Below are 26,415 nucleotides of genomic sequence, written 5' to 3' on the forward strand. Positions count from 1 at the left end.
CAAGCTCCACTTAAAGCTTAGTAGGAAGGTTATGCATATGATTATACAGGGTCGGATTGTAATCATAGAGCTTTTGCTGCGCATCACGCATATCAAGATAATTGGCAATCCAACCAGTTTGTCCGTTCGAAGCACGATGATTTTCCATGAAAATGTCCAACAGAGCTACCGGCGCAATCGCAGCGCCACCCACAACCTCCGCGCCATACATAAGTGCCGCAGAAAACCCTAGATGACCAGCATTCGAAACCGTAGGTTTCCGGACAGTATCGATTGTTTCAGCAGCCAGCCCAGCATACCCCAGAGTTCTCCCCACACCTTCCAAGTCAGTCAAGAAACCCCATGACTTGCCTGAAGCTGAAGCTTCTTTTGCCGCAGAGCCAAACCCAAACTCCCAAGTTGGATCAGGTGCCACCAGCCCACCTGTTTTACCGCTGGTAAACCATAAGGATGAGAAGAAATCACCACCTCGCGCAGATCGCCCCAAACCCATCCCCACGAATAGACTCGTATCTATATTCTTGTATTCGGCAAGTATGTTGCCAAAATCAACCAGCGTACCTGTGGCCTGGATACTGTTCTCCAGCTTATTCCAACCGGAAAAATCTCCACCAGGCACATACCTCCCTCTTATAAACCTGGAGGAATCATCGATATAACCACGCCCATACAGACCATCACTCAACAGCAGTCGATTTTGCGGATTGAGCGACAATAAGTTGCCGTCGACACCTCTTCCCGCACTAGCCAGATCGAAACCAATCGGCACCACTTCTGAATTCGAAATAGGCATGGTCACGACACCCGCCGCCTTAGACGCCCTCCCCTCATACGAAATCCATGATGCATTTATCTGGCGGTCAACACCTTCATTTATCCTACTCTCGACATACCCATCAATTGCAGCATTAAGCTTGTCATTCGCGACCGCATCATAATTTTTCCAGAAATCATTCAACCCCTTGCTCAACCCCGCATCAATGGACTTCTGAACATCCACCATCGATTCATCCATCAACTTATTTTCATTGTTTTTCAGCTTTTCAAGACTTCTATTCAGCTCATCCTGCTTTTTCCGCGCAATGCGCTTATTGATATCACTACCAATCGCACTACCCAGAGTATTGCCAAAGACATCTTCACCGATCTGCTGCCAGCTCTGCACATGGCTATCGCCCAGCCCGAGGCTGACTTCACGAGTTGTGACATCCTGAGCCAAGCTCGACCCGGCCCTTTCGAGCAAAGTATCGGTACTCCAGATGTTCTTGGCCTGATCGCTCGACGGACCGATTTCACCACCCACGCCCGAGCCCACCGCCGACGAGACAAACCCCGCCCAACTGAAGTGGGCCGGCATGTTCATGAGCTTATCGGCTTCATACGTGCTGCCGTATGTAGCAGCCCCGATGATGGCGTTCCCGGCAAAGTTGACTCCATTGCCTGTCGTGCTCGCAAACACTGATCCTTCGGCACTGAATTCGCTGGCAAGTCCTCCGCCAATCGCGCCACCGACCGCCCCCACGAGCACCTGCTTGAAGCTAAATCCATGCGATATGCCCAAAGTATCGCCGGCTAGCTGACTGGCAGCACTGGATGCGGCTCCGGCAATCGCTCCAGCAGCCCAGACACCCGCTGTTTCTGCAAGCGCGCCATACGTGACCACCGAAACCACAACCGCAATGGCGATGACTATGATCGAGGCCACTGCACTGCAGTGGTGACTCGAATGCGGCGGCGGCGGCGGCGCGTGCGGCAATGCCGGTGTCGTGCTGCCGAGGATTTGCTGCGCGTTGTAACGAATTAGGTGTCAGGGACAATTTCAGAAAAGGGGACGGAGGCAATTAAATCGTTGTGTTGCCCGCCTACGGCGACTTCCTCGCCGCTGCCCCCGGCCACGATGATGTAAGGTAGGCAGACAAGCGCACCTTACGACTTGTTCTGCGCGTCTCGCGCGGCTGTCTGCCGCCCGCCTCGCTCCCTCTCATGCCACGCCGCGGGATTCTGTCCCCGGGAGCGATCATGCCCCTTATTTCCGCGTGCAGCCCGCACGCATCCTCGATCCAGCGCGTCTCTCGCTGGCCCAGCCTCGGTCGTCCTTGCCCATGGCGCGGAGCGGTCGCACCGTACTGCGGTTATCCGTTGGGTAGCTCTCGCGATCGACCGGGCCTTTCCGCATGAGCGCGCGCAAGCTGCCCGCGCCTGGGAAGGCCCATTGTTCGGCCTGCGATGCGGTGTGTTGTCGCCTGACTGTCGTTCTTCAGGCGTCGGACCGCATTCCGGACCATCTCACCACCCATACGGACAACGGACTGCACGTGATGGCCAAGGACCCGGAGGGCTGGTGCGTGGCGATGGACGGCGCCCGCATGAACTGCGGTATCTACGAAACGCGCCCTTCGGTATGCCGGCGCTTCGTCATGGATGGCCCCTATTGCAGGGCCGTCCGCGCCGAACATGATGAACGCCCTGCCGACAGCACGGCTCTGACGCCCGCCTGACGGCAGGCTGTCCGCACGCGCGCGACGTCGCTCTCGATGCCCCTCATGGAGGGACGCCGCACGAGCACGAACCAAAACTTTCTTTCACTCAACGCAGGAGTCCCAGATTGGCAAAGACCAATTACTCATACGAAAAGCGTCAACGCGAAATCGCCAAGAAGAAGCAGAAAGAGGAAAAGTTGGCCAAGAAGCGCGCTGCGCGCGAAAGCCCCCACCAGGACGCTACGGGCAACGCTTCCGCAGGGAGTCCGTAAGCGCGATGGCCGATGCTGATCCGGTAAATCCGGGTCAGAATCCAAGCCGCTTCGCGTTGAACGTGGAGGGCCGCGGAAGCCTCATGTCGTCTGGCCCGCAGATCGCGCTCATGGTCGGCCAGCCTGTTCTTCAGGCCGGCCGACAGCTCGAGTTCGACACGTCGCCGCTCACGCCGCGACGCCGAAAAGCGCGCCAACGCCGCCCGTCAATGCCATCGCCAGGGCGCCCCAGAATGTGACGCGCCAGGTGGCCAGCATCACGGGAGCACCTCCAACGCGTGCGGCCAGAGCACCTAACAGAGCCAGAAAAAGGAGCGAGCTGCCCGAGACCGCCCACAGGACCATGGACGTCGGGACCAGGACCGCGACCAGCAACGGCAGGGCCGCGCCCACCGCAAACGTACCGGCGGAAGCAAGCGCAGCCTGCACGGGACGCGCAGACAAGGTCTCGGAGATGCCCAGCTCATCGCGTGCATGCGCACCGAGCGCGTCATGCCGCATCAACTGGGTCGCCACCTTCGCGGCCAGGTCCGCATCCAGCCCGCGTCGGACATAGATCGCCGACAATTCCGCGTGCTCGTGCTCCGGACGGGTATCCAGCTCCTCGCGCTCACGGGCCAGGTCGGCACGTTCGGTGTCAGCTTGCGAACTGACCGAAACATACTCGCCGGCCGCCATCGACATGGCGCCCGCGACCAGACCGGCCACACCCGCAACCAGAATCGCCTGGGGACTCGCACCGGCCGCTGCAACGCCAAGGACCAGGCTCGACGTGGAAACAATGCCGTCGTTCGCGCCAAGCACGGCCGCCCTGAGCCAGCCGGTCCGATGCGTTCGGTGTGCTTCCACGTGCTTCATGACACGACTCTCATAGATGGTGAGTCCGGAACGTATCACGGCCGAACCCTGCACTGGGCCTCGCTTCTTCGTACCGGGCACTGCGTGGCCAGCTTCCGGCTACCCGAATCTGTTCCCGGCACATTTGTCGAATCCGGCTCGACTTGCCTTTCCTGCAGACAAAAAAAGGCCCCGCCGAAACGGGGCTTTTTATTGGCTGGAGGGACCAGGATTGTTTGGCTCCGTCCATGGGCCTCACCCCTCCGCGCTACGCGCTCCGGGGCCAGCCTTCGGCTGTCCAAATTTGTTCCCGACAAATTTGTCGAACGAGCTCCGACTTACCGTTCTCCCAGCCAAACAAAAACCCCCGCCGGAGCGGGGGTTCCTGTTTGGCTGGGGGACTAGGATCTTTTGAGGCCAGCCCAACCCATTGATTCAGTTACCCTTGCGTGGATCAAACCTTGGGATTTGTGTGCCAAAGTTTGATCCAAGCCTAGCATGGGGCGATGGGGCTGATCAGCCCATTGGATGGAAGCCCAAACACGGATTCGCCTCATCCGCTGGCACGCCCCAGCGCAGGCCCCAATGTCTCGCGCAACCGGTCCACTATGACGTCCAATGGCTCAACTTCGAGTTGGTTTTTCTTGGCGAATGCCTGCCACATCACTCGCCTTGTCTCATCGTGCGCGAATTCATCCGTGAGACCTATCGGCACATCGGTTGGCACAGACATCCCTCGGCGCTCAAATGTGGCCTTAATGGCCTGGGCCAGCAGGTCGACATCCAGCGATTCACGCTCCAAAAGCACAGCCATGTCGAAATAGTCCTTCAACCTGCTATTGGTCATGCCCAGCAGCGCGATGGCATGCAGCTTCTCGGCAACGACCGTGTAAACCGGATAGGTTCTGAGCTGAGGCGCGGGAAGATCATCCAGCAGCACTGGATACGTTGCATCAACGGGCCCTGGCGTTACGGCATCACCAAATCCGATGTCGATCTGTGTTCTGCACTGCGCCTTACCCAATTTTCCACTGATGAGAATTCTTACGCCGGCATAACCTGCATCTTTGCGGATTTCCTCTACGGCTACCGAACCAGGATCGAAGACAATCCCGTCATCCACATCGACGCTAGCAATGTCACGAAAAGTCTGAGCAACGGTTTCCAAATCGCTGGCACCAAAGCCCAGCAGATCAGCATCGCGTGTGGCCCGATGCGGCATGTCATACCAGAGGGTAAAGAGCAGCGCTCCCTTCAGCAGAAAATGCTCCGCATGTTCAGACCGGCTCAAGCGATACAGGATTCGTTCCAAAGCGAACCGCACCAGCACCTGGTTGAAATCCACACCCTGGGCTTTGGCCACGTTGAGCAATCGGGCACGCACCGAGGCCGCCAAATCCTTCATTGGATGGCTTCCAAATACGGGCGCATCACATTGGTCACTCGGCAGACCTTGGCATAGCGCCACAGCTGGTCCGACGTCGCCTTGCTCTTGGCCAGAGCGTCTTTGAGAGCCTCGATGGCGACATCCAGCCCGACTTTGTTGCGGTGCTTGAAGCAGTCCGCCACGGTCTTGGCTGCACTGTAAACCCGCAGCTTGACCCCATTTCGAACATGCTCCTCGACTCCGGCTTGATAGACATTCTCCGTCATCTGGACCATTTTGACCGGTGGGTAGTCCAGACGCGGCAGATGACTGCCACGCGGCATGGCAATCCAGACTTGGCGTGGTAGCTCCGTGGTCAGTTCATGAAATTGCAGTGCTGTGAACAGACAGAACACGGCCTGCGGCACCTTGCTGGCAACGGTGCAAAGGCTCTCAAATTCCGAAACATCCGCATCAGCCAGGCGGTAAAGCCCATGCCCCACCCTTTCCAGCTGACCAGAGGCGGTCAGGCGCGTCAGAACGACCCGTGGCGCCTTGATGGCCTTCAGGTCACTGGCACGCACAAGCCCCTTCTGGCTAACCAGATTCAGGACTCGCTTCGTATGACTCTCCGTAAGCATGAGTGAAGTATGTTCCCTTATTTCGTTAATTGCAAATATTTGACGAAATTTTGGAACATCTGTTCACGAGCCCTTCTGAGCACTACATGCTGCTGGCAAACATCGGAACTATGGGGAGGCTATGCGAATTCTTGACAGCCCATGAGTAGCGCGAAATAGTTGGCAGCGGTTCGGTGCCACAGCCATGAGGCGCAACGCCGCTCAGGGGGAGCGAAGATGGGAAGGAAATCCACAAAGGCCGAAGGCACCCTGATAGTTCTCGCTATCGTTATCGGGTTGCCCATCTACCTGGCGACAAAGCTTCTCGAAGTGACGGGCTGGGTGATACCCATTGTCGCCATCGTCTTGGTCATCGCCCTGGTGATGTTGGTCAAATACGCCAAGAAGCAATAACGCCTAGCTTACCTAAGAGCCAAGTATGGCGATGAGGACATCGTGCAGCGCATCTTTGAAGGCTACTTTTGGCAGGGGCAAACCGAAGAACAACTGATTGATTCCCTCGGCCCGCCCGTCGCCAAGGACCACAAGCTGCTCAAGACCATCGACCGCAAAGTCTGGAAGTATCAGCAGACTGGCGTGAACCGCTTCTACCTGCGCATCACGGTCGAGGATGGTCATGTTATGGGCTGGGACAAGAAGGCGTAAAAAAGCGCCATGCGAATGCATGACGCCTTGTTCTTCACGGCGAATTTGTAGTTACGTCTTGTCGCGCACATCCTTGGTCGGACCGTTCGTCTTGACCGAAGCAATGCCGTTTTCGCACGCAGATGTCGACGAGTACATCTCGCTCTTTCCGATGACCTCACCGTTGGCTGCCTTGAGCACGAAATATGGCGAACCATCGCTTGCCGTGCGGCGGTCGTAACGCTCGTCCTTGGGACTGTTGGTCTGGACCGATGCGATGCCGTTCTCGGCACTGCTCTTGGCCGTGTAGCGCTCACTGGTCAGGATGACCTCGTTGTTGCCGGCCCTGAGATTGAACATGTACTGGCCGTCACTGCTCTTCTTGAGTTCGTACCAACCTGCCATGACTGGTTCCTCCTAGAAGCGAATGAGGCTCCCCCAAGCCTGACTCCCGTGTCGGCGGATGCCTGGACATCCGAGTCGGCATGACGGAGGGGAAGCGTCGTCCATGATGGACCCGTAGGTCAGGGATGTCTGTAGGGGATGGCTGACATTGGGTCAGGTCCAGTATCGGCGAGAAGATTGAGCCATCAACCGATATATTTTATATGGCTAAGTTAGTGTTATTTGGATCGCACCACTATCAAGAACACGTGATTGAATTCTATCTGATTAGCAGGAACAAAAATATAGAACCGAACCATTAACTCTAATCGTAGCTTCCTATAAGAGGGTCAATCAAGTCCATATAATTACCTATGAATGCAAATCCATCAATTCCTTGCCTTTGGCAATTTGCAACAAAACTATCGTACCCTTCCTGATCATTTACCACCCTCATATCAGCAATAGAAAGACCTGACATACAAATCGTCCCTTCATCACCAATAACACTACTGGTTGTCACACCTTTCAAAAAATATGCAAGCCTTATCTCACCCAGGATGAAGTAATTAACAAACATCGCACCAACACCTTCGCGAATAAAATCTTCTTTATCTATCCGATCTAGATCTAACTTTGAATTTGCTTTAAAGTTACCCCCAGCGAGAGCACCGTCAAGAAACATGATTGTATCACTGCAAGAAACAGCTGAATCGTAATCGAACTTGATCTGATGACCACCATTGCAATAATTAAGCACTGAGGACAGGGCCTCGAACAAACCAAGAATTCCCTTAGATTTTTTGAAAAATTCGATCTGCAACTTATCAAAATTTATGTTCTTTAAATCAAAAGCTAACGCAGTCACACCAGATTCCGACTGCACCTCCAGCCCCCCATCACGACACCTCAATGCGTCAGCCAGCCGCCAATAATTAACCCATTCATCGACATTGGTTTGAACACCCGCAATATCGAATGTGAATTTAACATTTGGGGGTCTTGAGTTGAAATCGAACAGCATTGAAAAGTGCGCGCATTTCAGATTGACTCTTTTGTCATTGACGATCCCTGACCTACAAATATTCGCTGACAATCTTGCAGGAGGTTGACCAAGTCTCTTCAGAACCAGACCCCACTCGTCACTCTGTATGGGCTCTATAGACAATTTTCCACTATCGAATGTTTTTAATTTCAGACTCAACCCAAAACGTTCATCCCACAATTCAAATTTACTGACATCAATACTTTCTGACAATCCAAGAAACATATCGCCCAACTTACTCGAACCCGCCCCCACAATCTTCATACGAGCAGTTATCGCTCGATCTTTGTAACCCACACTCTTCAAAAGACCTTGCTTTCGAGCAGCATATGCAAAGGGGTCTTTCCCTATAGCCTCCCTCATCGCTTTCATCAATGAAACGCCCGACATAGCAATTCCGTCTTCTTCAAGAAGCTTGAAGCTAATCGTCTTATTTTTAATCCCCTTTCCCTTTATCGCCTCTTCACGCAAGCGGCGCAGAATCTTTTCCAGATACCGTTCATCGATGTGCATCAAATACATGGCAGTAAAGCTCAGATCATCGGCCACCTTGAGCACTGAGATATAGGCAGGTCCGGCAAATTTTGCCAATCGCTCCGCCATCTTCAATGGCAGAACAACTTTATTATTTTTATCCAGTATCGTCTTTTGCTGCACACGACAACTAAGGGGCGAGGAGCGTTGATCTAGAACGCCGTTCTCATCTTCATCGAAATCGAAGTCGATTGAAAAATCCCAACCTGCCTTGTCGCAATCTTTCGAGCCATTGACGATGAGTCCAGCATCAGCGCATAACTCACTGAACCGGTGCTCACCCTTCTTGCCCAGATCGTCCGAAGCAATCACTGCATCACCATGCAAAGCTCAACCATTCATTGACTTCAAAGTTACACCAAGCCACAACACCAAGGCTAGGACACCTCAGCCATCCAAATTCAAGCGATGCCCCGCCAAGGGGAAAGAGCGGCCAGAGCCGAGGCTGAGCTCGGGCAGAGATTTGAATAGTACGTATGATTGGGATGGTGGAAGAATTACAAGAAATTTTATGTGATTAGGGAAGAATTAAAGAGTGAGTTTAGTACTACTTCATTTTGTTCCCCGCTTCAAAGTAGTACTGAAAGCAAAAAAATTTGGGGAAATTTCATAATTTCATCCGATTGAATGGATAACTTTGTCATAAAACAATGAGTTGTCAACGATAATTGATTAAAAATATTTTTTTGCCCCGATCACCGGCACGATTGGACCCGCATGGTTAAGCCATTTTATTGACGCAATTCAAATCCTTGGATCGACTCGAGGTGGGGGCGAGAAACCAGCTATTGACAATGTATTTTTATAAGTTAAACCGAGCGTCCACCGCTGCTTTGGTAGTGGTGAAAAATAAGGACGCTTTATGCATTTTGAAACCCGACACGAGCAATTTGGCTCCAATCCGCCACTTCATCGCAGCATCAACATTCCCAGTCTGTGCAGTCTTTCTGCAACCGGGCCTGGTTCAGACCAATGGATTGATCAGGCTGTGAATCGAGTGGTCGAGCTGATCTGCAAGCATGCCTACCCTCGACTGGGGCAATCCACGCCTTCTGGCGATGTGAGGCAAACCATCGCGGACCTGCTGCCCCCACCTCCCCCACCGCCGACCACCACTCATTTTGAGTGGTCTTCCGACCTCGTGTCGGCGCCGCCCAGGCCAAGTCCGCCCGTCGAAGATCCGACTCAGAAAATTGCGAGCCATGTGCTGGAGGGTTTGACGGCCGTCGTTGAGAAGGTCGCTCTGGCACAGGCAAAGCCGAACAAGCCTGTACCGATGTTGCGCACACTGGTTCGCAGGCACCTGACGAATCTTGAGATTGGCAAGGTCAGCCCAGCCAGCCGGGCCACAGCGCAGGCGACCGCAAAGATTTTTGTGGAGCTGACGGGCGACAAGCCCATCGATGAAGTCAGCAAGCAAGACGTGAGTCAGTTCTGCCAAGTGCTGGCGAAGTTGCCGCAGTACGCCACGACCAAGAAAGAGTTCGCCAATCTGACCCCGAAAGAGATCGCTGCCCGCGCCGAGGCCAACGGCTGCAAGACGCTCGAAAAGGGTACGCAACTGAAGTACATCAAGTACCTGTCGACGTTCTTCAACTGGTGCGTGAAGAGCGAATACATCACGCAAGATCCGACCTGCGAGATTCCTTACGAGCGCTATCTCTCGGCAACGGGTTCGTCCAAGCTGGCATTTTCCAAGGCCGATCTGGATGCCTTGTTCAACCCGGAACGGATGGACAAGCTCACCAAGCCCCACCTCTACTGGGCACCACAGATTGCTTTGTATACGGGCCTGCGCGTGAATGAGATTGCGCAGCTCTACGTCGACAACGTCGAAGAGTTCGGTGGCATCCCGTGCTTCACCATCAACACCAACTGTGACGGCCAGCACCTCAAATCCGAGAACGCCCATCGCCCGATGCCCATCCATCCTCGCTTGCTCGAATTGGGATTCATGGAATATGTGGCCGACGTGAAAGCTGCCGGGTGTGCGCATCTGTTCCCAGGCTTGAATTGGGAGGGGTCTGGACCTGGTGCCTGCATCAGCTCGTGGTTTGGTCGATACAGAAAGAAGTGCGGCATATTGACGAAAGACAAGACGTTTCACTGCTTCCGCCACAGTCTTGCGACATGGGCCGACCGGTCCGGCATCTACGAGACGGTCATCACCAAGCTGCTCGGCCACAGCCGGGGCACTTCGGTGGCGCGCCGGCACTACATTCAGCAGCCCGATGTCAACGAGTGCATCGAGAACTTGGGGCGCATCCAGTTCCCCGAGGTGGCCTTGCAGCCCTACGTTAGAGGCCGTTTCGACACGTATCTCCGCCGAGCGGACAAGATGGCTGAGCGGCAGAAGTTAAAGCGTGAGAAGAAGCGCAAGGAGAAGAATGAGTAAGCATAATTTCCTCCATCCATCATCGATTTGAAGCAACTGCACTTTGACGAGCGAGCACGGCCTTCCTCCAGTCAGCGAGAGCTTTGATGTCCTCAGCAAGTTCATCAGGATCGGGAACTGGTAGTTGCCCCACCATCGCCGCTGGATCGTGTTCAAATTTCGAACTCTTGGTCATTCCAGCTTCAATCGCTCGAAAATCGTCATCTTCGACCAAAACGCGTTTAAGTTTCTGCGTATACACACCCTCAGTAAAGCGCTGAACCACTCCGTTAAGCAAAACCTCTTCTACTGTGCGCTCCCAGGCTAGGCGAAGCTTTCCATAGACTTCTTTGGTCAGTCGGCGATGTTCGCCTTCATCACCATCTTTGTGAGCTTTTCTGATACCCACCATCTGAGCATTCAGACCTGAAATTCTTTGACCGGAGCTGACGACCTCAAAAGGCAGTTCCCCAGAATCTACGCCGAAACCAGCCGGCGTCTTGCATATATAGCGCTTTTCGAAGTTCGTATTTAGCTCACCAACTTTCTGTTCAAGGATGCACAGGAAGTAGATGTCATGCGTGAAGACAATCACCTGCCTCTCAAGGGCTTCGGCAGCTAGTCTTGAAGCCACTTCCCATCTGCGCCGATGGTCCAAAGACGAAACCGGATCATCGAAGACCACACCGCCCTTTCCCTTTGAAAGACGGACCTCAGCGAGGAACGAAGCAAGGGCAATTGCCCGCTGCTCTCCTTCACTCAGAACGTCAGATGGTGCGCCTCCCCCAGGGGTTTGCAAGGTGAGTTTGAACTGAGTCTTGCCGCCCGGAGATTCCGGTCTCATCGCCACTTGCAAATTATGTACTTTCAGCTTCTTGAGTTCGTCGTTCAAAGCATCCAGCAGCTCATCCGTCGCTTGCTCCTTGGACAGGCGCGTGGATTTCATGGAGATGCCCGTCGTGCCCATACCGTCGATGCACGCTTGCAATTTGTCACACAGCACGTGCTTGTCGATGGCCTCGAAGACAGCCAATTTCACTTCGCCCAATTTCTGCCTTGCTTCGAGTTCACGATGATCCGACACCATCTTGGCCTTGGCTTCTTCATCAACCGAAGAATCCAAAGCATCGGCATCCCTGCGCAAGCTGGTAATGACATCCAGGAGCGCATGCTGAGGGTCTTCAGGCAAAGCTTCCACATCCTCCCAAGCCACTTCTCCCGCTGAAGCCTTCAGCAAGTCCTTTTGTCGCTTCGTCAGGCTTTTCTTCATGGCCTGACAGGACTCTTCGAGTGGCTTGCTGATCTCGGATAGCTGTTCGGCCAATGCCTTGTCGATCTCAAGCTCCAGCCGTGCCCCCTTGATCACCTTGTATGCTTCAGCTGCTTTATCCCGCGCTTCTTTTGCGTCCTTTTCTACCTGCTCCTGGACGAAAGCGTCGAACCGCTTGAGGTTTCCGACACCTTCAACGTTTAGTTCGGTCTGGCAAAGGGGACAAAGCGCCTCTTCCGGGAGGTCCGGAAACTCTTGTTCTGGATGTGAAACTCTAGAAAACTCTCTTGCGGCCTCGAAGAGCATTTTCCACTCTTCGCCGCCAGTGCCCGGCAGTTGTCCAGGGGTTTTTCTGAAAACCCGGCCCGCCAAGTCAGCAGCACTCTTGGCTTTATTCGATGCGTCGATGAGGCTTTGAAGTTCGGCAAGCTTTTGATCACTGACTGTTTCTACGGCATCCTTGATCCGGTTTTTCAAGCCTTCGATTCGCGTTGCGAGCTGCCGCAAACTCTGGGCCTTTTTCTTGGGGTCCGTCTCAGCCAGGGTCTTTGTCAGCCGATCGAGCTTCTCCACTTCCTCTCTCGAAAGTGATGCAAGGGTTTCAATTTCGTCCTTCTTCGTTTTGCCTGAGATTGCGGCTAGAGCTTTTCTAACCGCCGTGCCCTGGTCCAGCAAGGATGCATAGCCCGCATCACTGGGAGCATTGCTTCGTTTCTCAGCAGTCGCTTGCTGTTTGAGTCTGTTGCAGACCGTAACCAAGTTCTGGAGAATGTCCAGGCCATACGGCTCGTAGGCGTAATCGCCTTGATTGTCGATGTAGGCTTGAGCACATCGTGTATCGAAGATTGCGATGTCGGACAATGGCTCGGGCGCTGCTTTTCTATCCTCCCAATGAAATTCCTTGGACGCCCCGTCAACAAGTGCTTCAAGCACGGCCTTTGCACGCTGTACTTGCTCGGGGTTTTTCCGTACATCAGGAAGAATTGCTTCGCCCTTATCGCGAGCACGACACGCATGCTTGAGGATACGCGCGTATCCGGACTTACCCGCCCCGTTCTCTCCATACACGACCGTGAGCCCTGTTGGGGCAAAGGGTAAGGAGATGCCTTCAGCCAGTGCATTGACGTTCGACACGCCTTTGATAGCTGCCAACTGCACCAATCGTGTTGGCACAGGGGGCGTTGGCACATCAGCTTCTTCCAGGACGACTGGCTTACGATCCTCCGGATCTTCAATCCCAACCTCAACCTTCGCCAAGGCATAAAGGTCATTCAGGTCATCGGGATTTATGCCGCGCATTCCGTATAGACGTCTAATCGCATCTTGCTGCCACTTGGGAAGCTTTTGCGACCAAGCATGAATCTCTCGAAGAATTGACATATCGCCCTCCTGGCACCCCACCAAAGCTCAGGAACAACCCAAGCAGCACTACGAATGGCTCAAACTCTGAATCATTCTATCCCCCACTCCTACCCCCTACACTTCCAGCATGCCCCCGACCTACGACTTCCGCCAGTTTCAGAAAGACCTTGCCGCCATCGACGAGCAGGCACCAAGCAGCACCGACCCGATGGCGAAAGTCCAGGCCGAGTTTCTGGAGCTGCGCAAACGCCACAACCTGACGGTCGCAGACGTGGTCGGTTTCTTCCCCGAAGAGGAAGGCATCGCCTACATCATGGGATTGCTGTCCGCTCGGGACGGCAAGGCCAGGCCCAAGAAAGCCTAGCCGTTACGACCGAGAGACCTTCTTCGTCGGTTTGACGCCGGCTTTCTTCAGACGCTTGTCGAATTCCTTGGCGAACTCGGGAAAGGACACGTCGTAGGCGTCGCACAGCTCCATCACCTGGAGCAGGTCCAAACCTCGCTTCCCCTTCTCCACGTCGGAGAGGTAGGTCTGTGGGCGGTCGATGGCCAGTGCGACATCGGCCTGCCTCAACTCTCTGACCACGCGCAGTTCTCTCAGGAAGCTGATGAGAACCGCGTGCTGCTGGCTGTAGAGAGAGTTTCGCTTCATGGCCGCACCCTGTGGACGGCTCACGAAGCTATACCTGAGTTGTAGTTATGGGTAATTCAGATTTTTTACCTATATAATAGATACTACGTGATGCCCATCTTCCACCAGCTCAGGGGACGCTCGAATGGAATCTGCAACCACCCATCGTGGCTTACCCGTCACCACGAACGAGGTAAGCACGATGCTCAAGAAACTCCTCCCACTCACCGCCGTCCTTCTGCTGTCGGCCTGCATGACCCTACAGACCGGCAAGAAGGTCGATCCCGCCAAGCTCAGCCAGTTGAAGCCCGGTGTAACGACGGTTGCACAGGCCGAAGAACTCCTGGGCCAGCCGACCGGCATTGCCAAGAACCCGGACGGCACCACCACACTGTCTTACTTCTTTTCGCACTACTCACAAGACGCCAAGTCCTACATTCCTCTCGTAGGCGGCTTCATCGGCAAATCGCACCAAGAAGGCGCCATGACCTACGTGCAGTTCGACAAGCGTGGCCGCTACATGAAGTGGTGGGGCGGAAGCGGAACGGCAGGCGGCTAAAGCCAGGGTTCCAGACGATGGGGCGATGGCGTTGTCCACGCCCCACGACTACTGCATGACAAGGAAGCAAGCATGGATCTTTCCAACCCGCTCTTGATATGGGGATGCGTGGCGTTCATTGGTGGACTGACCCTTCTCTGGATGCTCCACACTTTCATCATCCGACCCCACCGAAATTCGTTCGAAGACGAAGGCATCGCGTTCGAGCTGGCACCGGACGACGGCCTCATCCACATCAGCACAAGCCGAGACGCCACCCCGACAACGCTGAAGTTCGGTTGCGGTGCCTTCCAGTTCAGTGACGTCCACAATCATGTGACCTATCAAAAGTGGTTCCCTGGAATCCCAGGAAGGGTATCGACTTTCACCACCAGCACCGGGCAGACCTATGGTGACGTGACGCCGGGCACCGAGGGCAAATACATCGAAGTCACCGAGGCCCGGGCAACAGGCACCACCGAGGTCATCCTCCATGAACTCGACCCCATTGAGCATTACCACCGCAAATGGGCCACGCACCCGGATACAGACCGCACCCCAGTGGCACGGCACGTAACGACCTTCACCCTAAGCAATGGAGCGGCCAGGGCCCTCCAGAGGTGGGTCAATGCTCACAGCCGCCAGCTCACCCCTTCAGAGGGGGACATCAGGATGGCGTGGGAAAAGACATGCGAGAAACAACTCAAAACCTGCCGCAAAGCGCCCCAAGTCCGTGCCCTCAAGAAACCGCTCGAACTCTACGATTTCGACACCAAACCGGACATTCGCTATCTGGCGATCGACAAGGACGGGGCTGCCTTCTTTCATGGCTGCGGCATTGCCGCCCACGAAGTCGACTTCGACGATTTGATGGCCCAAGGCATGACTGTGACGGTGCCCTTGCCGGACGGCAGACGAGCCACCTTGGCGATGAAGGAGGCGCAGGTGGCCAGCCTGCACAAGATTCGCAGCCGATGGCAAAAGCGCCAACGGATGCATGGATGAACTCGCAACCTTGCCCCGCTTCGAGCGGGGCCTTTTTTCTGCTGACCCAACCTCACTTCGTAGTGCAGCACCGGCCTCGACGCTCACCAACTAGAGTGCATGGGATTGGTACAGCAACCACATTGCGCTATCGTGCCACTCTCGAAGGTGGGCTTTTGCAGAAAGGGGAACGGGAAATGAGCTATCCAAAGTTACTCGTGCGAGTTGGTCTGGCAGCCGCTGCGATCTTGTTCGTTAGCGCAGCATCGGCACAACCCTCATTCATGAATTATTACGTCAAAGTTGCATCGGGCGGCAAGGTTAATTCGATTCAATCCCGGGCAAACACAAGCTGGGATGCTCAGTTTGTCGAATACGGCGGCGGATTCCGTTATGTCTTTTTGCCCAAGCACGCATCTGGTGACAAAAAACATGGCGTTATGACCTTCCAAGTCTTCACTGACGAAACGGGCACAAATCCAAACGCCAAAGGCACGTTGCTACTCACTAAAAATATTCCTTTTGAAACTGGGGTCCCTCAGAAGCTCACGTTCAAGCAAGACCATACGGATGTTGTACTGAGTTTCGTTTTTTCCTCTCAGAGGTGATGCGTAAGCCCCCCTCAGTCGAAACACCGCGAACTGGTGAAGGACACCTGTCGACAAGCCGGCATCACATCTCAAGCCCTCGCTCCAGTTTCCCGGGTTCTTCAGGCTGCATGGTTTCCACTCCGCACTGCACCTGACCAACCTCACCACCCAGCACGTCCCGCAGTTCCTCCGGCACCACCCGCAGCAAGCCATTGGCCGACAGGTCCAAAGCCTCTAGTTCGGCCAAGGCTTGCTGTAAGTCGGTCTGACGGGCCGTGACGGCCGCCTCTGCACCGGCCAGTTGCTCCCTCGCCTGCTCAATGGTGGCCGTCTCTTGGACAACCGCTGTCTTCATCACCTGCACACGCTCATGCTGTCCATCGATGTCGGCCCGCATGATGGCCTTCTCTTTGGCGAAGACTGAGCCTTCAATCTTGGCGGCTCTGCGCCGCCAAGGATGTTCTTGCTCCCAGGTCTTCAGACGTCGAACCGCTCGACTGCGTGCCCTTCTCCCCTGGTCCCGCTCGAACTCGGCATCCAGCCGACGGGTGGTGGCCTGGTCGAGGGTCGCCTGTATCGAGCAAACCTGACCTTGCGCATCCCGTAGCGACCTGAGCACCTGTTCGATGTGGTCGGCGAGGATGAGGGAGCGGGCCAAGGCTTCCCGGTCGGCCTTGGACTTGGGCGCCGGCATGATGGACTGCAAACGCAGGGCCATCGTCCCCATCCGCACGAAGCCTTTGCCGACTCGTCTGGCCTGCAAGCGGTTGGCAATGCTCACGCCAGGCAGCCTAGGCAGCTTGGCGGCCTGCTCACGCTTGAGATCCGCCACTGCCCGCGCATGCTGGGACTTCATGGCTTCCGCATGCACGTGCTCGAACAGGCAGGCCAGATTGCGGGCATCTTTCAGTTCACTGCCCTTCCTGGTGTCCTGCCCCTTCCGCTGCATTGCAGCCGCAGCCCGACCGACGGTCGGCTCGGCTGGCCGGCTGATGCCTTGGCGCTCGTAGCTGCGATGGTCGTAGTTCGCCGGCAGCCCCTGGCTGGCGCGATAGCCATTCGCCAGTTCCGCCCACTTCTCATTGAGCGATTCCACGAAGGCGGCCGAGGTGCGCTTGTTCGACAGTAACGTTAGTTTCGCCCCGAACGGCTGGCCGCCTTCGCTTTCTCCGTCTTCCCCAACCTTCGCCAATCGACGGGTTGGGAAGTACAGATGGGCATGGAAGCCTTGCTTGTCGTTGGGCTTCACTGCCCCGAGCACATCCCGATCGGCATCGCGGTGCAGACCCATGCTGACGGGCACGTTGAGATTGGCCGCGATGTAACGGGCCATCTCCTCAGCCAGGTCACCGGCTTGCTGGTCGGTCAGGCCAAAGGGAATGGGAATGCGGTAATCGCGGGCGACCTGCGCATCCTTGCGCTTTTCCATCGCCTCGACCTTGTTCCAGAGCAAACCGGGATCGGTCGCCCATGCTGGCGCATCCTTGGGGGCTACGGTGAGGGCGCGCACGATTTCCTCACCGAGCTTGCGGCGGCGGAAGTCGTGCCATTTTCCGGTCCGCTCGTCAAAGAGCTTGAGACCGAGGCGATACGCCGCGCCGGCCACTGAAGAATGGCCTTTGCCGCGATTGTGGGTTTCCAGGTGGGGGCGAGCGTGTGCGTGCATGAAGTCCTCCTTGACGGTGCGGTGTCCATCCTTGGGCACCGAGAACGCTTAGCGTTCCAACTTCATCCAAGCAGATTGCGCACGCATGTCAAGGGTGCTTGACACAAAAAGAAGCGCCGCCCGATGGCGACGCTTTAGCGTTTGGTGAGCTGGGGTCATGCCCCAGCCGCGTTGTGTTGGAACAACACTAAGACGCGCTCTATTGAGGCCCCCTGCGTGGACTAGAAGGGGGCTGGAGAAGCGGCTCAGGAATAGAGGGGCTTGCAGAAAGTGTAAATTTTTCGAGTTCTTTAGTGTGATTCAACAATAACCCACCCGAACCGTCATCCCCTACACAGACCTCCATAATATTCAGTAAGTCTGGAAGCTCTTTAATCAAAACATCATTACTTAGTGTGAGCCATCCATCTACATCATCCACGCCCTTACCACACCCTGCAAGCAGAAGTTCAGATAATGATTTAAACGAACTTATATTCACTGGCAAAGACTCGTCGAATGATTCGGCGGAGTAAGAATTTATTTCATTTTCGAATTTCGTCATTGGTAAATGAGTAATACGATCTTCATCGTAAGCCAAATAGTGAATCCAGCCACACTCGGAAAGCCCGGGGTTATTGACTCCTGAGGATGACAAAATTTTTTTACCTGTATTAAATAACGAAACGATTTGAGATGATCTTTTTGGATCACCAGCCGGATAATGATGAACATCAATCCAACGACCGGATTTCTTTACTTTTGCTTTCTTGGCCTGAAAAATCGCAATTCTAGATACATCAGAATTAATCGCTATCACTAAAGCAAAATCAGCACCACGTACTGACTCAGAGTCAGGTCTTTTTCCAGATTTCCTATATCGAGCCCAACTACACTTTTGATTGTTATCTGAACCGAACACCCAAACCGCAGGCTTGAAGCTAGTAGCAAATGCTCCGAGGAGAGCGCCAGTCATGCTTTCTTCATCAATACTCGATGGAAACTTCAATTCCATGAGCGTTTTATATCCATGAACAAATGTGTAGCCAATCGCACTAATGTCATCCCGAGTCTCATCGAACCCAAGCTCTTTTAACCACCTGCTCTTCAAGCTCATTTCCTTTGAACTCCTAGTTAATCAACAAGATTATATCAAAGTCTGATGCAACACTTGGATTCTCGTGATTTACGCAGAGAATCACTCAATCTCTTCTTGACGAACTCAGATCTTATTTTTATAAGATATTGCCTTGGGTTAAAATATTTATTTTGCTTGACGTGATTAATAGACCACAAGCGCCAACGATAAGGCAGCCGCTCCATCTCGGCATACCTCCCTGCTCTTTCACCAAGCAATCTCATTAGCTTGCTTGCCCCTTTTCCACCCAACAGTTGATGGACCGCATCGTAAATAATAGTGGCATTATGCTCTGAAGATTTTGAGTAAGTCTGAGCTATGTAGTTCCACCAACACCGGCTACGATGCATCATCTGAACCTTCAATCGCCACCAAACCCAAATGTCCTTTTGATTGTGAAACCCATACTCCTCTTCCGTACAAGCATTTAGTGTCACCTTCCAACCACCATCTATTCTCTGAACCTTATATCCAACTTTTTCAAAATATTGAATCATCTCCTGAGCATTCACGCTGCCTCCTATAAATAGGAGACAAGACATAACTCAGATCAAAAGATTGTCAATCTAAACCACTCTATCTATCCCAGTACGGTGAGCAAAGATAACAATTTTATCGGGTTCCGAAGCAAACCATGCCGCAGAACGCCAAGCAAGATTTGACACAGTCTTCCTGAACATCTGGTCGCCCCTGTCGCTGTAGGCGGTCAGAAATCGCAACTGCTCTTCTTTGAAACCTGCCTTGACCGCCAAGTCAGTGAATGTGCGTTGCCTCAAGTCGTTGACGGGCCCATCCGAAGCAACGACTTCCACGAAAACGATGAGAAGACTAGCCGGATTGTGGTCGTCACCCAGATCCACCAAGATGACATCCGGCAATGCTTTGGCCTGATCAATATGCAGATTGAGGCTCTGCGCCAAATCATCATCCCTGGCAACAACCTTGTTGCCAGATTCGGACAGCCACAAGACCACTGGGTTCTTCAAGAATCGTGGCGCATATTCTTCAATGACCGCCTTCGAGATGACGCTGGATGCCCCTGGCTTCATCGCCCGAGAGCTACCGTCAGGGAACATCACACTGACTGCATCCTTGGAACGCACCGCCCCACGCCGAACCAATTTGACCCTGGCCACAGCGCCGGCGCTCAAATGTGTTTCACGCCACGCCTCAATCTTTTCTTCCAGGGCTTTGCCTGATAGATCCGGGTCAAACAACTCAGCGAAGCCCTTCTCCAGTGCATACTTCGGTTTGGAAGACGTTGTTGGCAGTCCTGAGCGCTCGATGACTGCATTGAATTGGATAAAACCCAGACGGATGGTTTCATCGCGCACAGGTTCGCGGCTGTTGGCCGCATACCAGGTATCGAGCGGCCTCGTCTTTTTGCTCGACAGTGACTCTACGGTCCATGCCTCTCGGTCTGCTTCATCTAACTTCACGGCCTGCCCATCACTCATGTCCGTGATTTGGCTGGGACGAACCCATCGGCCCAAGCCCCCAACCGCTCCCGTGTAGAACATGACGTAGAGCGTCTTGGCTGCCATCTCGCGGATGACATAATTTCGATGCTCCGTCCCTTCTGGAAAGATCAAAGGCAGCCGCTCCTTGATGAGCTCCAGCGGAGGAACGTCAGGAAGACTCATTGCGACCCACCGTAGAGTTTGGACACGTGCTCATCGAGAGCCTTATGGGTCATCCCTTTTTCCATCATCTTCTCCAGCGCCTTTAGAGCCTCGGCCCCCGGCATGGGAACAGCGTTGAGCTCATAAGCTGAAACCGCAACGCTGCCACTGATGCAGCGGAAAGCTCGATCAACAGCAGAGGTGTTGAGCAAGGCAGCGATGACATGCGCTCCAATGAGTGGAGCGCCATTCGTCGGCACCACCATGTTCAGGTGGTTCTCTACCACCACCCCTCCGTTCTTGGACACAAAATCGGCATCCAGCTCTGCCGCGACCAAGCGCCGGGCTTGCTCTTTGGATGTCGTGCGCTGAACCAGAACGACAGGTCTATCGGTCTTCAGGAAATCTTGATGGGCCTTGAGAGCGATGTAGGGTACGTGGCCGCGCTTGTCCGCACTGAAGGCAAAGCCCCTCGTAGTGACCGACTCAGCCCAAATGATGGGCAGTGTCGATTTGCTCTTGGTGGTCTTCAGTTGGTCCTTATGCCGATTCCAAACCAACGGCCCCGTGGAAACGGTGTAACCAAGGTCACCGAGCCGCGTAGGCATCGACGCCAAGTTTTCAAAGAATGAGGTGTCCTCACGATTTCGAGGCAGCAGCCATGGCTCACTGGATTTCTCCAGCCGGACTCCAGCTACGCTTTCGATGTGAGCCGCGTTGAGGCCTTCAGGGACCAAGACCGACACTTGGGCCGCTGCTGAGAAGTCCTTCTTGGTGTATGCCGCAAGAAGCGTTTCTTGCAGGACGTCATCGAAGACGCCCTCTCGGTCAGCTACAAAGTCGAAGGCAACGGGCGTGACTTCATCAAGAAGCAGCTGTCGCAGCGCTTTGAAATACTGCCCCCCAAGGAAAGAGGTCGGCGTCAGATAGGCGACAACACCATCGCCCTTGACCAAGCCAAGAGCGAGATCCGTAAACAACCCATAGAGGTTGGCATGGCCATACAGAGAGCGCGCAAACTTCTCGCGCTTGTCCGCCGGCAAGGTGATTCGGCCATAGGGTGGATTGCCCACAACCAGGTCGTATTTCTCGTTGTGTGGATGCTCAAGCGAGTCAGCGACCTCCACAACATTGTCCAATCGTCGTCCGGCTTGTATGGATATGGGCATCAGAGCCGCATCCAGCAGAACACTGGTCATCCAGGCAGCAAATGGATCGATTTCGATGCCGCGTAGCCGTTTGCCCAGCCGCCGCATCAGCCACGACGGCGAGGCGCCTTCAGCTTGTTCAACCATCCGAAGAGCAACGGGGGCCAAGAACGCCCCTCCCCCACATGCCGGATCAATCACCGTGCCATGCTTGAAATCAAAGCCGGCTGCCTCAGCCATATCCAGCAAACGAGCCACCAGAGGTGGCGGCGTGTAGTAGGCCCCCAGCTGGGAGCGCATTTCAGGCGGCAGCATGCCTGTATAGACCGAGCCCATCAGGAAACCGGCATCTTCGGTGGGGAAAATAGAAATCAGCTCCCCCAGACTGTGCGCAAGATTCCTCGCTTCCTTCGCGATGGTGACAAACGGCGTGGGGGCACGCTTCGCTTTCATGGATGTCTTGTGCGTTCGGCACAAGCATCGCCAGTAGGCCATCAGCACCTCAGCACAAAAGGCTCGGGCATGTGACAAACGTGTGCGCGGGTTCGCCTTGTTCTGCGCATAGCCACGCGCCATGGCCTTACAGGCGTGGAAGCGCTCCAGCGGCGTCAGTATTTCGGCAAACAAATTGGCTTGAACGGCGGTGTTCATAGGGCTGTGTCTTGTTCCATGGCTCTTGTCCCAACAGCCCAGCCTGCCTCGACTGACGCTCAGAGGCTGAGACGGATAGCCGGTTCATCCTGCCCTCGATTCTTACATGCCAAGTCGATCCAGACCAATCCATTCTGGTCAGGAACAGCGACAGGCTAGGGGCTCAAATGAGCCCCCTACCCGCCAAGCTGGTGCAGCCTTCACCGCCGACCACGATGTGGTCCAGGATGCGAACCCCAATGAGCTTGAGGGCGTAGCGAAGTTCCTTGGTGATGGTCACATCGGCCGAACTCGGCTCGACCACGCCTGAGGGGTGGTTGTGGGCCAGGATGGCTGCGGCGGCGTTGCACTCCAGAGCTGCGCGGACCACTTCGCGGGGATGAACCGAAGCGCCATCGATGGTGCCGTTGAAGAGCTTCTGGCAGTTCAGGATGCGATGGCGATTGTCGAGCCAGAGGACGTGGAATTCTTCGTGGGGAAGCCCGGCCAGGCGCATGCGCAGGAAGTCGCCGGCATCGCAGGGGTCGGAGATGGCACCCAGGCGTTCGAGTTTGCGTTGCAGGAGTTGTTCGGCAGCGGCGAGGATGTCGGTTTCGGTGGTCTTGCCGGTGAGGCGGTAGTTGCCGGCTTTGTCTTTGGCGATGCCCATCTTCTGTCTCCCCGGCGCGGGATTGCGCCGTGGGCCTTCCAGAAGCGAAGCGGAAAAGGCAGGCAGCACCTGGAGGCGACCGCTCTGCGGTCGATGGAAGGCGGGAACAACGTGGACGAGACCCTGCGTCTTGCGCCTGTCGACGCGCAGTGACGATGGCTCACGAAAGGTGCAAGGCTGTGTTGGGGAGATGTATTGGGGGGAGCCACTTATGACCTGGCAGAACTGCGATACGCTTCAGAAAGGTCGCGCATGCATGGAGTCCCGCATGATCTTCGCTCGACGTGCAATTCAAAACCGCCTGGATCAACTCCGAACAACCCTCGGAGATGAGAGCATCCAAAAACTTGCCGGCCGATTGAACACACCGGGCAAGGATCGTCTGGCGGCCATGTGGGAAGTCGTCACCTTTCACGGCCTATCCAAGTTGGGCATCCTTCGAGATGAACTGCCGCTCGAAACTGGACGCAAACCGGACATCCACTTCAAGTCGAACGACCTCGAAATCACTGCTGACGTCACAACGGTTTCGGATGACGGCTTACACGAAATAAATCCTGCACAAAAGTTGCAAGAGCTTATATACGAGCAGCAAGTCAAACTCGGCCTTCCCGACGCTGGAATGAAGCTGGATATTGACTATCGAGAGGAAAGATCGAATCGAGGGGTGAAGACGAAACTTTGCCTACCTCCGGTGAAACGACTGCCTGAGCTTGTTCGCAACGAAATTGTTCCGAAATTGAAGGAGCAGATTGATGCAGGAGCCCGCGTGCTTCACGTTCCCATAAAGAATGAGACGACTTCTTTACGCCTCATCATCGACCCGAGCAAACCCACGTTCAGCACGATGTCATACGCCTCGTATACATCGCCATCGATTCGTGACAAGAACCCGCTCTATGAAGCACTCAAAGCAAAGGCGAAGCAGCTTCGCAAAGCACCCGGCATTGTCGGAGTAATCGTCGGAGACAGTGCCACCGGCACACTCGAAGACCCAATGACTGGCTCAATTGCCCTGACCGGACGCGCTATCGCTGAAGAGTTCCTCAGGCAACACAGCTCGGTCGACTTTGTCCTTCTAATCACCGTTCGTGAAGAGCCGCACACCTGCTATCAGGCTCACGAACGCAAGATGTGGCTGGAAGCGGACTTGGTGCCCGCTAAGACCGGCGACATCTACGCCAAGCTTGAAACATTGTTCAGAAGCATGCTCGACGCCTTTCCGATACCGGTGAATATGCCCATCAACGCATCACATCGAGCGAAAGAAAGTGGTTTCGGGTGGGGCTACCACGGAGGATTCAGGATGAGCGGAAAGCGTGCAAGATTCAGTGCCAGAGAGATTCTTGAAGTTCTAGCAGGTCAACGCACCGCTGAAGAAATCAACGAACAGCACAAAGCACTTCACGGGAGCGGACACTCCATCTCGATGCCGCAGTGGATCGACGCACAACTTCGCGCAGGCCGGTTGCCAAGCAGCATGAGCATCATCAAGACCGATGAAAACGAAAACGATGACTGGATCGAATTCGAGTTCGGTCCACCAGATGCAGCAATTACGCCGTTTCGCTGACCTTCTCTTTGATTAGCAGGCCTCGTCATGCGCCTAAACCAGCAACGCCCTTAACTCATCCATCCGCAGCCACTCGCCCCACTTCAGTCCCGCCCACAGGCTGGATAGCTCCTCGGCAGTCCATGCCCGCATGTAGACGGTGGCATGCACATCGTCCGATTGCTCATGGCCCACGAAGGCTCGCCGCCGCTCGTCTGATACGCCCGTGCCTTGCAGGCTCTGCACCACGGTCTTACGGAGTGAATGAAACCCCACCCGGCCATGCTCACGCCGAGGCTTGACGGCCACGCCCTTGCGCTTCAAGAGATACCCAAAGTTCTTGGAAATCCCTGAGCCTTTGCCGGCCTTCCCGTTGAGATTCACATGGGGAAACAGACGCTCTTCACCCATCTTGCGCAACCGGCTCACGTACTCGGTGAAGCCGAGCGCAATCAGATCTGGATGCAGGGGCACCAGCCGCTTGGAATGCTCGGTCTTGAGGGCTTGCCCGTCGCTTTCGACGGTCAGGCGCACGCACCAGATGTCGCCCTCTTTGACGATGTCGCGCAGAAAGATTTGCGCCACCTCGCCCACCCGTGCGCCGGTATACAGCCCCAACATGGCCGCCCATCGGTTGTGCAGCAAAGTCATCGTGGCGATGTTTTCGGGGGCGTAGATGCGTTTGAGCTGGTCGACGGAGAAAGCCTCCCACTCGTGGCCTTCGGCGCGGCGCTTGGCCTTCTCGCGCTTGCTCATCACCATCACGCCCTTGACCGGGTTGTTGGTGAGGTGCCCCTGACGCATCAGGTAGGCGAAGATTTGCGCCACGTTCGACACGTAGTTGACGGCGGTACGCTTGCTGACCCCACTGCGCACCAGGTCGTTCGCCCAGTCCGCAGCCATTGGGCGAGTGATGGTCGTGATGGGGGTGTTTGCACCGACCGCCTTGGCGAACGAGCGCAAGGCCCGTTGTCGGCCTGTCCAGGTGTTGGAATGCAGGTTCGGCCCTTCCACATCCGAGTAATCGCGGATGGCCTTGTGCAGGGGCATGCCGGCTTTGACGGCTGGGGCTAAGGGCTGAGCATTCGCCGCAACGGGCACGGCCTGAACCGGCATCTGTGCCCGCAGCTTGCCGGCCTTGTCCATCGCGGCCATCGCCCGCTCGTGTTCTTTGTCGGAGCCGTCGGTGCGCACGATGCCCTTTTCGAGATCAATCTCATAAGGGCGCACCTTGCCCTCTCCGAATGCATCGACAATCGTGTCAACGATGGGCGCATCCTTTTCCGCCACATCCTGCCCCCGCAGCTCCCTGAAGGTCTGAGCATACTGCGATGCCAGCGCTAAGGCGAAAACCTGCGCCCGAGTCCGGTCATGGGTGCGCAAGGACCGGCTGATGACGACCTTGCCTACTTGGCTGCGAAGGTCGGCGGGAACGATGAGGCGGAAGGTGAAGCCCGAAGGGCGATAGATGAGGTGGTGGGGCAAGCGCATGGATCATCCTGGTTTGATCCAAGATTTGATCCATCGGCGGTCTTCCGAAAAACAAAAAGCCCTGACGAATCAGGGCTTTCTGAACTGGCTGGGGGACTAGGATTCGAACCTAGATAGGCAGAGTCAGAGTCTGCAGTCCTACCATTAGACGATCCCCCAAGAAGCGGATCGGCCGCGCAGTATATACGAAACTTAGCGCTTCGAGAACTGCGTGGCGCGACGTGCCTTGTGCAGACCGACCTTCTTGCGCTCGACTTCGCGGGCGTCACGGGTCATGAAGCCGGCCTTGCGCAGCGGCGACTTCAGATTTTCGTCGTACTCGACCAGCGCGCGGGCAATGCCAAGGCGGATTGCGCCGGCCTGGCCGGTGATGCCGCCACCGCTGACGGTGACCTTGATGTCGAACTTCTCGGTCATCTCGGTCAGTTCGAGCGGCTGGCGCACGATCATGCACGAGGTTTCACGACCGAAGAACTCGTCCAGCGGCTTGCCGTTGACGACGATCGAACCGTTGCCCTTGCGCAGGAACACGCGGGCGGCGGAGGACTTGCGACGGCCGGTGCCGTAATTCTGCTGAATCGCCATGA

25 protein-coding genes and 1 tRNA gene are annotated in these 26,415 nt (G+C 55.2%); 9 read left to right on the forward strand and 17 right to left on the reverse strand.

The window, feature by feature from the left end; translation table 11 throughout:
• Window positions 1-10: 10 nt before the first annotated feature.
• Window positions 11-1,705 (reverse strand): hypothetical protein, encoded by a 1,695-nt coding sequence (locus BTJ49_RS03170; protein ID WP_113063876.1) that lies wholly within the window; start codon window positions 1,703-1,705, stop codon window positions 11-13.
• 469 nt (window positions 1,706-2,174) lie between these two features.
• Here BTJ49_RS03170 and BTJ49_RS03175 point away from each other — a divergent pair, with 469 nt between their 5' ends.
• A complete protein-coding gene (locus tag BTJ49_RS03175) occupies window positions 2,175-2,498 on the forward strand; it encodes a YkgJ family cysteine cluster protein (RefSeq protein WP_113063877.1) in 324 nt (107 codons plus the stop codon).
• A 422-nt stretch (window positions 2,499-2,920) separates the two neighbouring features.
• Here the strand turns inward: BTJ49_RS03175 and BTJ49_RS03180 are convergent, their stop codons facing one another.
• The 3 genes from BTJ49_RS03180 to BTJ49_RS03190 form a co-directional block, all read right to left on the reverse strand.
• Complete coding sequence (locus tag BTJ49_RS03180; RefSeq protein ID WP_113063878.1) at window positions 2,921-3,610, reverse strand: VIT family protein; 690 nt, start codon at window positions 3,608-3,610, stop codon at window positions 2,921-2,923.
• A 532-nt stretch (window positions 3,611-4,142) separates the two neighbouring features.
• Window positions 4,143-4,994 carry a nucleotidyl transferase AbiEii/AbiGii toxin family protein gene (locus BTJ49_RS03185; protein ID WP_113063879.1) on the reverse strand — a complete coding sequence of 284 codons (852 nt, stop codon included), beginning with the start codon at window positions 4,992-4,994 and terminating at the stop codon, window positions 4,143-4,145.
• Window positions 4,991-5,596, reverse strand: coding sequence for a type IV toxin-antitoxin system AbiEi family antitoxin domain-containing protein (locus BTJ49_RS03190; RefSeq protein ID WP_113063880.1), 606 nt, complete (start codon window positions 5,594-5,596; stop codon window positions 4,991-4,993). Before BTJ49_RS03190 ends, BTJ49_RS03185 begins: the two co-directional genes overlap by 4 nt.
• A 216-nt stretch (window positions 5,597-5,812) precedes the next feature.
• On the opposite strand from BTJ49_RS03190, the gene BTJ49_RS15705 reads away from it, so the two are divergent.
• Complete coding sequence (locus BTJ49_RS15705; RefSeq protein WP_168184645.1) at window positions 5,813-5,989, forward strand: hypothetical protein; 177 nt, start codon at window positions 5,813-5,815, stop codon at window positions 5,987-5,989.
• A gap of 42 nt (window positions 5,990-6,031) precedes the next feature.
• Window positions 6,032-6,241: a hypothetical protein gene (locus BTJ49_RS03195; protein WP_113063881.1), complete on the forward strand. Its 210-nt coding sequence runs from the start codon at window positions 6,032-6,034 to the stop codon at window positions 6,239-6,241.
• 51 nt (window positions 6,242-6,292) lie between these two features.
• Here the strand turns inward: BTJ49_RS03195 and BTJ49_RS03200 are convergent, their stop codons facing one another.
• Both BTJ49_RS03200 and BTJ49_RS15395 read right to left on the reverse strand, forming a co-directional pair.
• Window positions 6,293-6,625 carry a YegP family protein gene (locus tag BTJ49_RS03200; protein ID WP_113063882.1) on the reverse strand — a complete coding sequence of 111 codons (333 nt, stop codon included), beginning with the start codon at window positions 6,623-6,625 and terminating at the stop codon, window positions 6,293-6,295.
• A gap of 304 nt (window positions 6,626-6,929) precedes the next feature.
• A complete protein-coding gene (locus BTJ49_RS15395) occupies window positions 6,930-8,495 on the reverse strand; it encodes a hypothetical protein (RefSeq protein WP_146742246.1) in 1,566 nt (521 codons plus the stop codon).
• Window positions 8,496-9,045: 550 nt separating this feature from the next.
• Here BTJ49_RS15395 and BTJ49_RS03205 point away from each other — a divergent pair.
• A complete protein-coding gene (locus BTJ49_RS03205; RefSeq protein WP_113063883.1) occupies window positions 9,046-10,578 on the forward strand; it encodes a site-specific integrase in 1,533 nt (510 codons plus the stop codon).
• Between the two features lie 19 nt (window positions 10,579-10,597).
• On the opposite strand, the gene BTJ49_RS03210 is transcribed toward BTJ49_RS03205, so the two are convergent.
• On the reverse strand, window positions 10,598-13,207 hold the full coding sequence (locus BTJ49_RS03210; RefSeq protein WP_113064033.1) for an AAA family ATPase: 2,610 nt from the start codon (window positions 13,205-13,207) through the stop codon (window positions 10,598-10,600).
• Between the two features lie 109 nt (window positions 13,208-13,316).
• Here BTJ49_RS03210 and BTJ49_RS03215 point away from each other — a divergent pair, with 109 nt between their 5' ends.
• Window positions 13,317-13,553: a 2-hydroxyacyl-CoA dehydratase gene (locus tag BTJ49_RS03215; protein ID WP_113063884.1), complete on the forward strand. Its 237-nt coding sequence runs from the start codon at window positions 13,317-13,319 to the stop codon at window positions 13,551-13,553.
• 3 nt (window positions 13,554-13,556) lie between these two features.
• Here the strand turns inward: BTJ49_RS03215 and BTJ49_RS03220 are convergent, their stop codons facing one another.
• Entirely contained in the window at window positions 13,557-13,841 is a 285-nt protein-coding gene (locus tag BTJ49_RS03220) for a helix-turn-helix transcriptional regulator (protein ID WP_113063885.1), read from the reverse strand.
• Between the two features lie 181 nt (window positions 13,842-14,022).
• Between BTJ49_RS03220 and bamE the strand changes: the two genes are divergently transcribed.
• The 3 genes from bamE (at window position 14,023) to BTJ49_RS15400 (ending at window position 15,950) form a co-directional block, all read left to right on the forward strand.
• A complete protein-coding gene (bamE, locus tag BTJ49_RS03225) occupies window positions 14,023-14,379 on the forward strand; it encodes an outer membrane protein assembly factor BamE (RefSeq protein WP_168184646.1) in 357 nt (118 codons plus the stop codon).
• A gap of 72 nt (window positions 14,380-14,451) precedes the next feature.
• Entirely contained in the window at window positions 14,452-15,363 is a 912-nt protein-coding gene (locus tag BTJ49_RS03230) for a hypothetical protein (protein ID WP_113063887.1), read from the forward strand.
• Window positions 15,360-15,950, forward strand: coding sequence for a hypothetical protein (locus BTJ49_RS15400; RefSeq protein WP_146742247.1), 591 nt, complete (start codon window positions 15,360-15,362; stop codon window positions 15,948-15,950). Before BTJ49_RS03230 ends, BTJ49_RS15400 begins: the two co-directional genes overlap by 4 nt.
• A 64-nt stretch (window positions 15,951-16,014) precedes the next feature.
• Here the strand turns inward: BTJ49_RS15400 and BTJ49_RS03235 are convergent, their stop codons facing one another.
• The 6 genes from BTJ49_RS03235 to radC form a co-directional block, all read right to left on the reverse strand.
• On the reverse strand, window positions 16,015-17,598 hold the full coding sequence (locus BTJ49_RS03235) for a MobA/MobL family protein (RefSeq protein WP_146742248.1): 1,584 nt from the start codon (window positions 17,596-17,598) through the stop codon (window positions 16,015-16,017).
• Between the two features lie 199 nt (window positions 17,599-17,797).
• Complete coding sequence (locus BTJ49_RS15405) at window positions 17,798-18,694, reverse strand: hypothetical protein (protein WP_146742249.1); 897 nt, start codon at window positions 18,692-18,694, stop codon at window positions 17,798-17,800.
• A 35-nt stretch (window positions 18,695-18,729) separates the two neighbouring features.
• Window positions 18,730-19,227, reverse strand: a complete 498-nt coding sequence (locus tag BTJ49_RS15410; RefSeq protein ID WP_146742250.1) for a hypothetical protein — start codon at window positions 19,225-19,227, stop codon at window positions 18,730-18,732.
• A 54-nt stretch (window positions 19,228-19,281) separates the two neighbouring features.
• Window positions 19,282-20,358, reverse strand: coding sequence for a BsuBI/PstI family type II restriction endonuclease (locus BTJ49_RS03240; RefSeq protein WP_113063889.1), 1,077 nt, complete (start codon window positions 20,356-20,358; stop codon window positions 19,282-19,284).
• Window positions 20,355-22,136, reverse strand: a complete 1,782-nt coding sequence (locus tag BTJ49_RS03245) for an N-6 DNA methylase (RefSeq protein WP_240601706.1) — start codon at window positions 22,134-22,136, stop codon at window positions 20,355-20,357. The genes BTJ49_RS03240 and BTJ49_RS03245 overlap by 4 nt, the downstream gene beginning before the upstream one ends.
• Window positions 22,137-22,299: 163 nt before the next feature.
• On the reverse strand, window positions 22,300-22,785 hold the full coding sequence (gene radC, locus BTJ49_RS03250) for a DNA repair protein RadC (RefSeq protein ID WP_113063890.1): 486 nt from the start codon (window positions 22,783-22,785) through the stop codon (window positions 22,300-22,302).
• Window positions 22,786-22,996: 211 nt separating this feature from the next.
• Between radC and BTJ49_RS03255 the strand changes: the two genes are divergently transcribed.
• Window positions 22,997-24,358, forward strand: coding sequence for a hypothetical protein (locus BTJ49_RS03255; protein ID WP_146742251.1), 1,362 nt, complete (start codon window positions 22,997-22,999; stop codon window positions 24,356-24,358).
• 33 nt (window positions 24,359-24,391) lie between these two features.
• Here the strand turns inward: BTJ49_RS03255 and BTJ49_RS03260 are convergent, their stop codons facing one another.
• From BTJ49_RS03260 to rpsI, 3 genes are all read right to left on the reverse strand, one after another.
• On the reverse strand, window positions 24,392-25,828 hold the full coding sequence (locus BTJ49_RS03260) for a DUF6538 domain-containing protein (protein WP_113063892.1): 1,437 nt from the start codon (window positions 25,826-25,828) through the stop codon (window positions 24,392-24,394).
• A gap of 85 nt (window positions 25,829-25,913) precedes the next feature.
• Window positions 25,914-25,987 (reverse strand) — tRNA-Gln (locus BTJ49_RS03265).
• 33 nt (window positions 25,988-26,020) lie between these two features.
• On the reverse strand, window positions 26,021-26,413 hold the full coding sequence (gene rpsI / locus BTJ49_RS03270; RefSeq protein WP_113063893.1) for a 30S ribosomal protein S9: 393 nt from the start codon (window positions 26,411-26,413) through the stop codon (window positions 26,021-26,023).
• Window positions 26,414-26,415 lie beyond the last annotated feature (2 nt).

The organism is Oleiagrimonas sp. MCCC 1A03011, from assembly GCF_003267965.1.
Taxonomy (GTDB): Bacteria; Pseudomonadota; Gammaproteobacteria; order Xanthomonadales; family Rhodanobacteraceae; genus Oleiagrimonas; species Oleiagrimonas citrea.

Coding starts and splice junctions, on each gene's coding strand:
- BTJ49_RS03255 (WP_146742251.1), top strand. CDS start 22,997: ATGACCTGGCAGAACTGCGATACGCTTCAGAAAGGTCGCGCATGCATG.
- BTJ49_RS03240 (WP_113063889.1), bottom strand. CDS start 20,358: ATGAGTCTTCCTGACGTTCCTCCGCTGGAGCTCATCAAGGAGCGGCTG.
- BTJ49_RS03245 (WP_240601706.1), bottom strand. CDS start 22,136: ATGAACACCGCCGTTCAAGCCAATTTGTTTGCCGAAATACTGACGCCG.
- bamE (WP_168184646.1), top strand. CDS start 14,023: ATGCTCAAGAAACTCCTCCCACTCACCGCCGTCCTTCTGCTGTCGGCC.
- BTJ49_RS03220 (WP_113063885.1), bottom strand. CDS start 13,841: ATGAAGCGAAACTCTCTCTACAGCCAGCAGCACGCGGTTCTCATCAGC.
- BTJ49_RS03260 (WP_113063892.1), bottom strand. CDS start 25,828: ATGCGCTTGCCCCACCACCTCATCTATCGCCCTTCGGGCTTCACCTTC.
- rpsI (WP_113063893.1), bottom strand. CDS start 26,413: ATGGCGATTCAGCAGAATTACGGCACCGGCCGTCGCAAGTCCTCCGCC.
- BTJ49_RS03190 (WP_113063880.1), bottom strand. CDS start 5,596: ATGCTTACGGAGAGTCATACGAAGCGAGTCCTGAATCTGGTTAGCCAG.
- BTJ49_RS03215 (WP_113063884.1), top strand. CDS start 13,317: ATGCCCCCGACCTACGACTTCCGCCAGTTTCAGAAAGACCTTGCCGCC.
- BTJ49_RS03180 (WP_113063878.1), bottom strand. CDS start 3,610: ATGAAGCACGTGGAAGCACACCGAACGCATCGGACCGGCTGGCTCAGG.
- BTJ49_RS15705 (WP_168184645.1), top strand. CDS start 5,813: ATGGGAAGGAAATCCACAAAGGCCGAAGGCACCCTGATAGTTCTCGCT.
- BTJ49_RS03185 (WP_113063879.1), bottom strand. CDS start 4,994: ATGAAGGATTTGGCGGCCTCGGTGCGTGCCCGATTGCTCAACGTGGCC.
- BTJ49_RS03200 (WP_113063882.1), bottom strand. CDS start 6,625: ATGGCAGGTTGGTACGAACTCAAGAAGAGCAGTGACGGCCAGTACATG.
- BTJ49_RS15405 (WP_146742249.1), bottom strand. CDS start 18,694: ATGAGCTTGAAGAGCAGGTGGTTAAAAGAGCTTGGGTTCGATGAGACT.
- BTJ49_RS03210 (WP_113064033.1), bottom strand. CDS start 13,207: ATGTCAATTCTTCGAGAGATTCATGCTTGGTCGCAAAAGCTTCCCAAG.
- BTJ49_RS03175 (WP_113063877.1), top strand. CDS start 2,175: ATGAGCGCGCGCAAGCTGCCCGCGCCTGGGAAGGCCCATTGTTCGGCC.
- radC (WP_113063890.1), bottom strand. CDS start 22,785: ATGGGCATCGCCAAAGACAAAGCCGGCAACTACCGCCTCACCGGCAAG.
- BTJ49_RS15400 (WP_146742247.1), top strand. CDS start 15,360: ATGAACTCGCAACCTTGCCCCGCTTCGAGCGGGGCCTTTTTTCTGCTG.
- BTJ49_RS03235 (WP_146742248.1), bottom strand. CDS start 17,598: ATGCACGCACACGCTCGCCCCCACCTGGAAACCCACAATCGCGGCAAA.
- BTJ49_RS03205 (WP_113063883.1), top strand. CDS start 9,046: ATGCATTTTGAAACCCGACACGAGCAATTTGGCTCCAATCCGCCACTT.
- BTJ49_RS03230 (WP_113063887.1), top strand. CDS start 14,452: ATGGATCTTTCCAACCCGCTCTTGATATGGGGATGCGTGGCGTTCATT.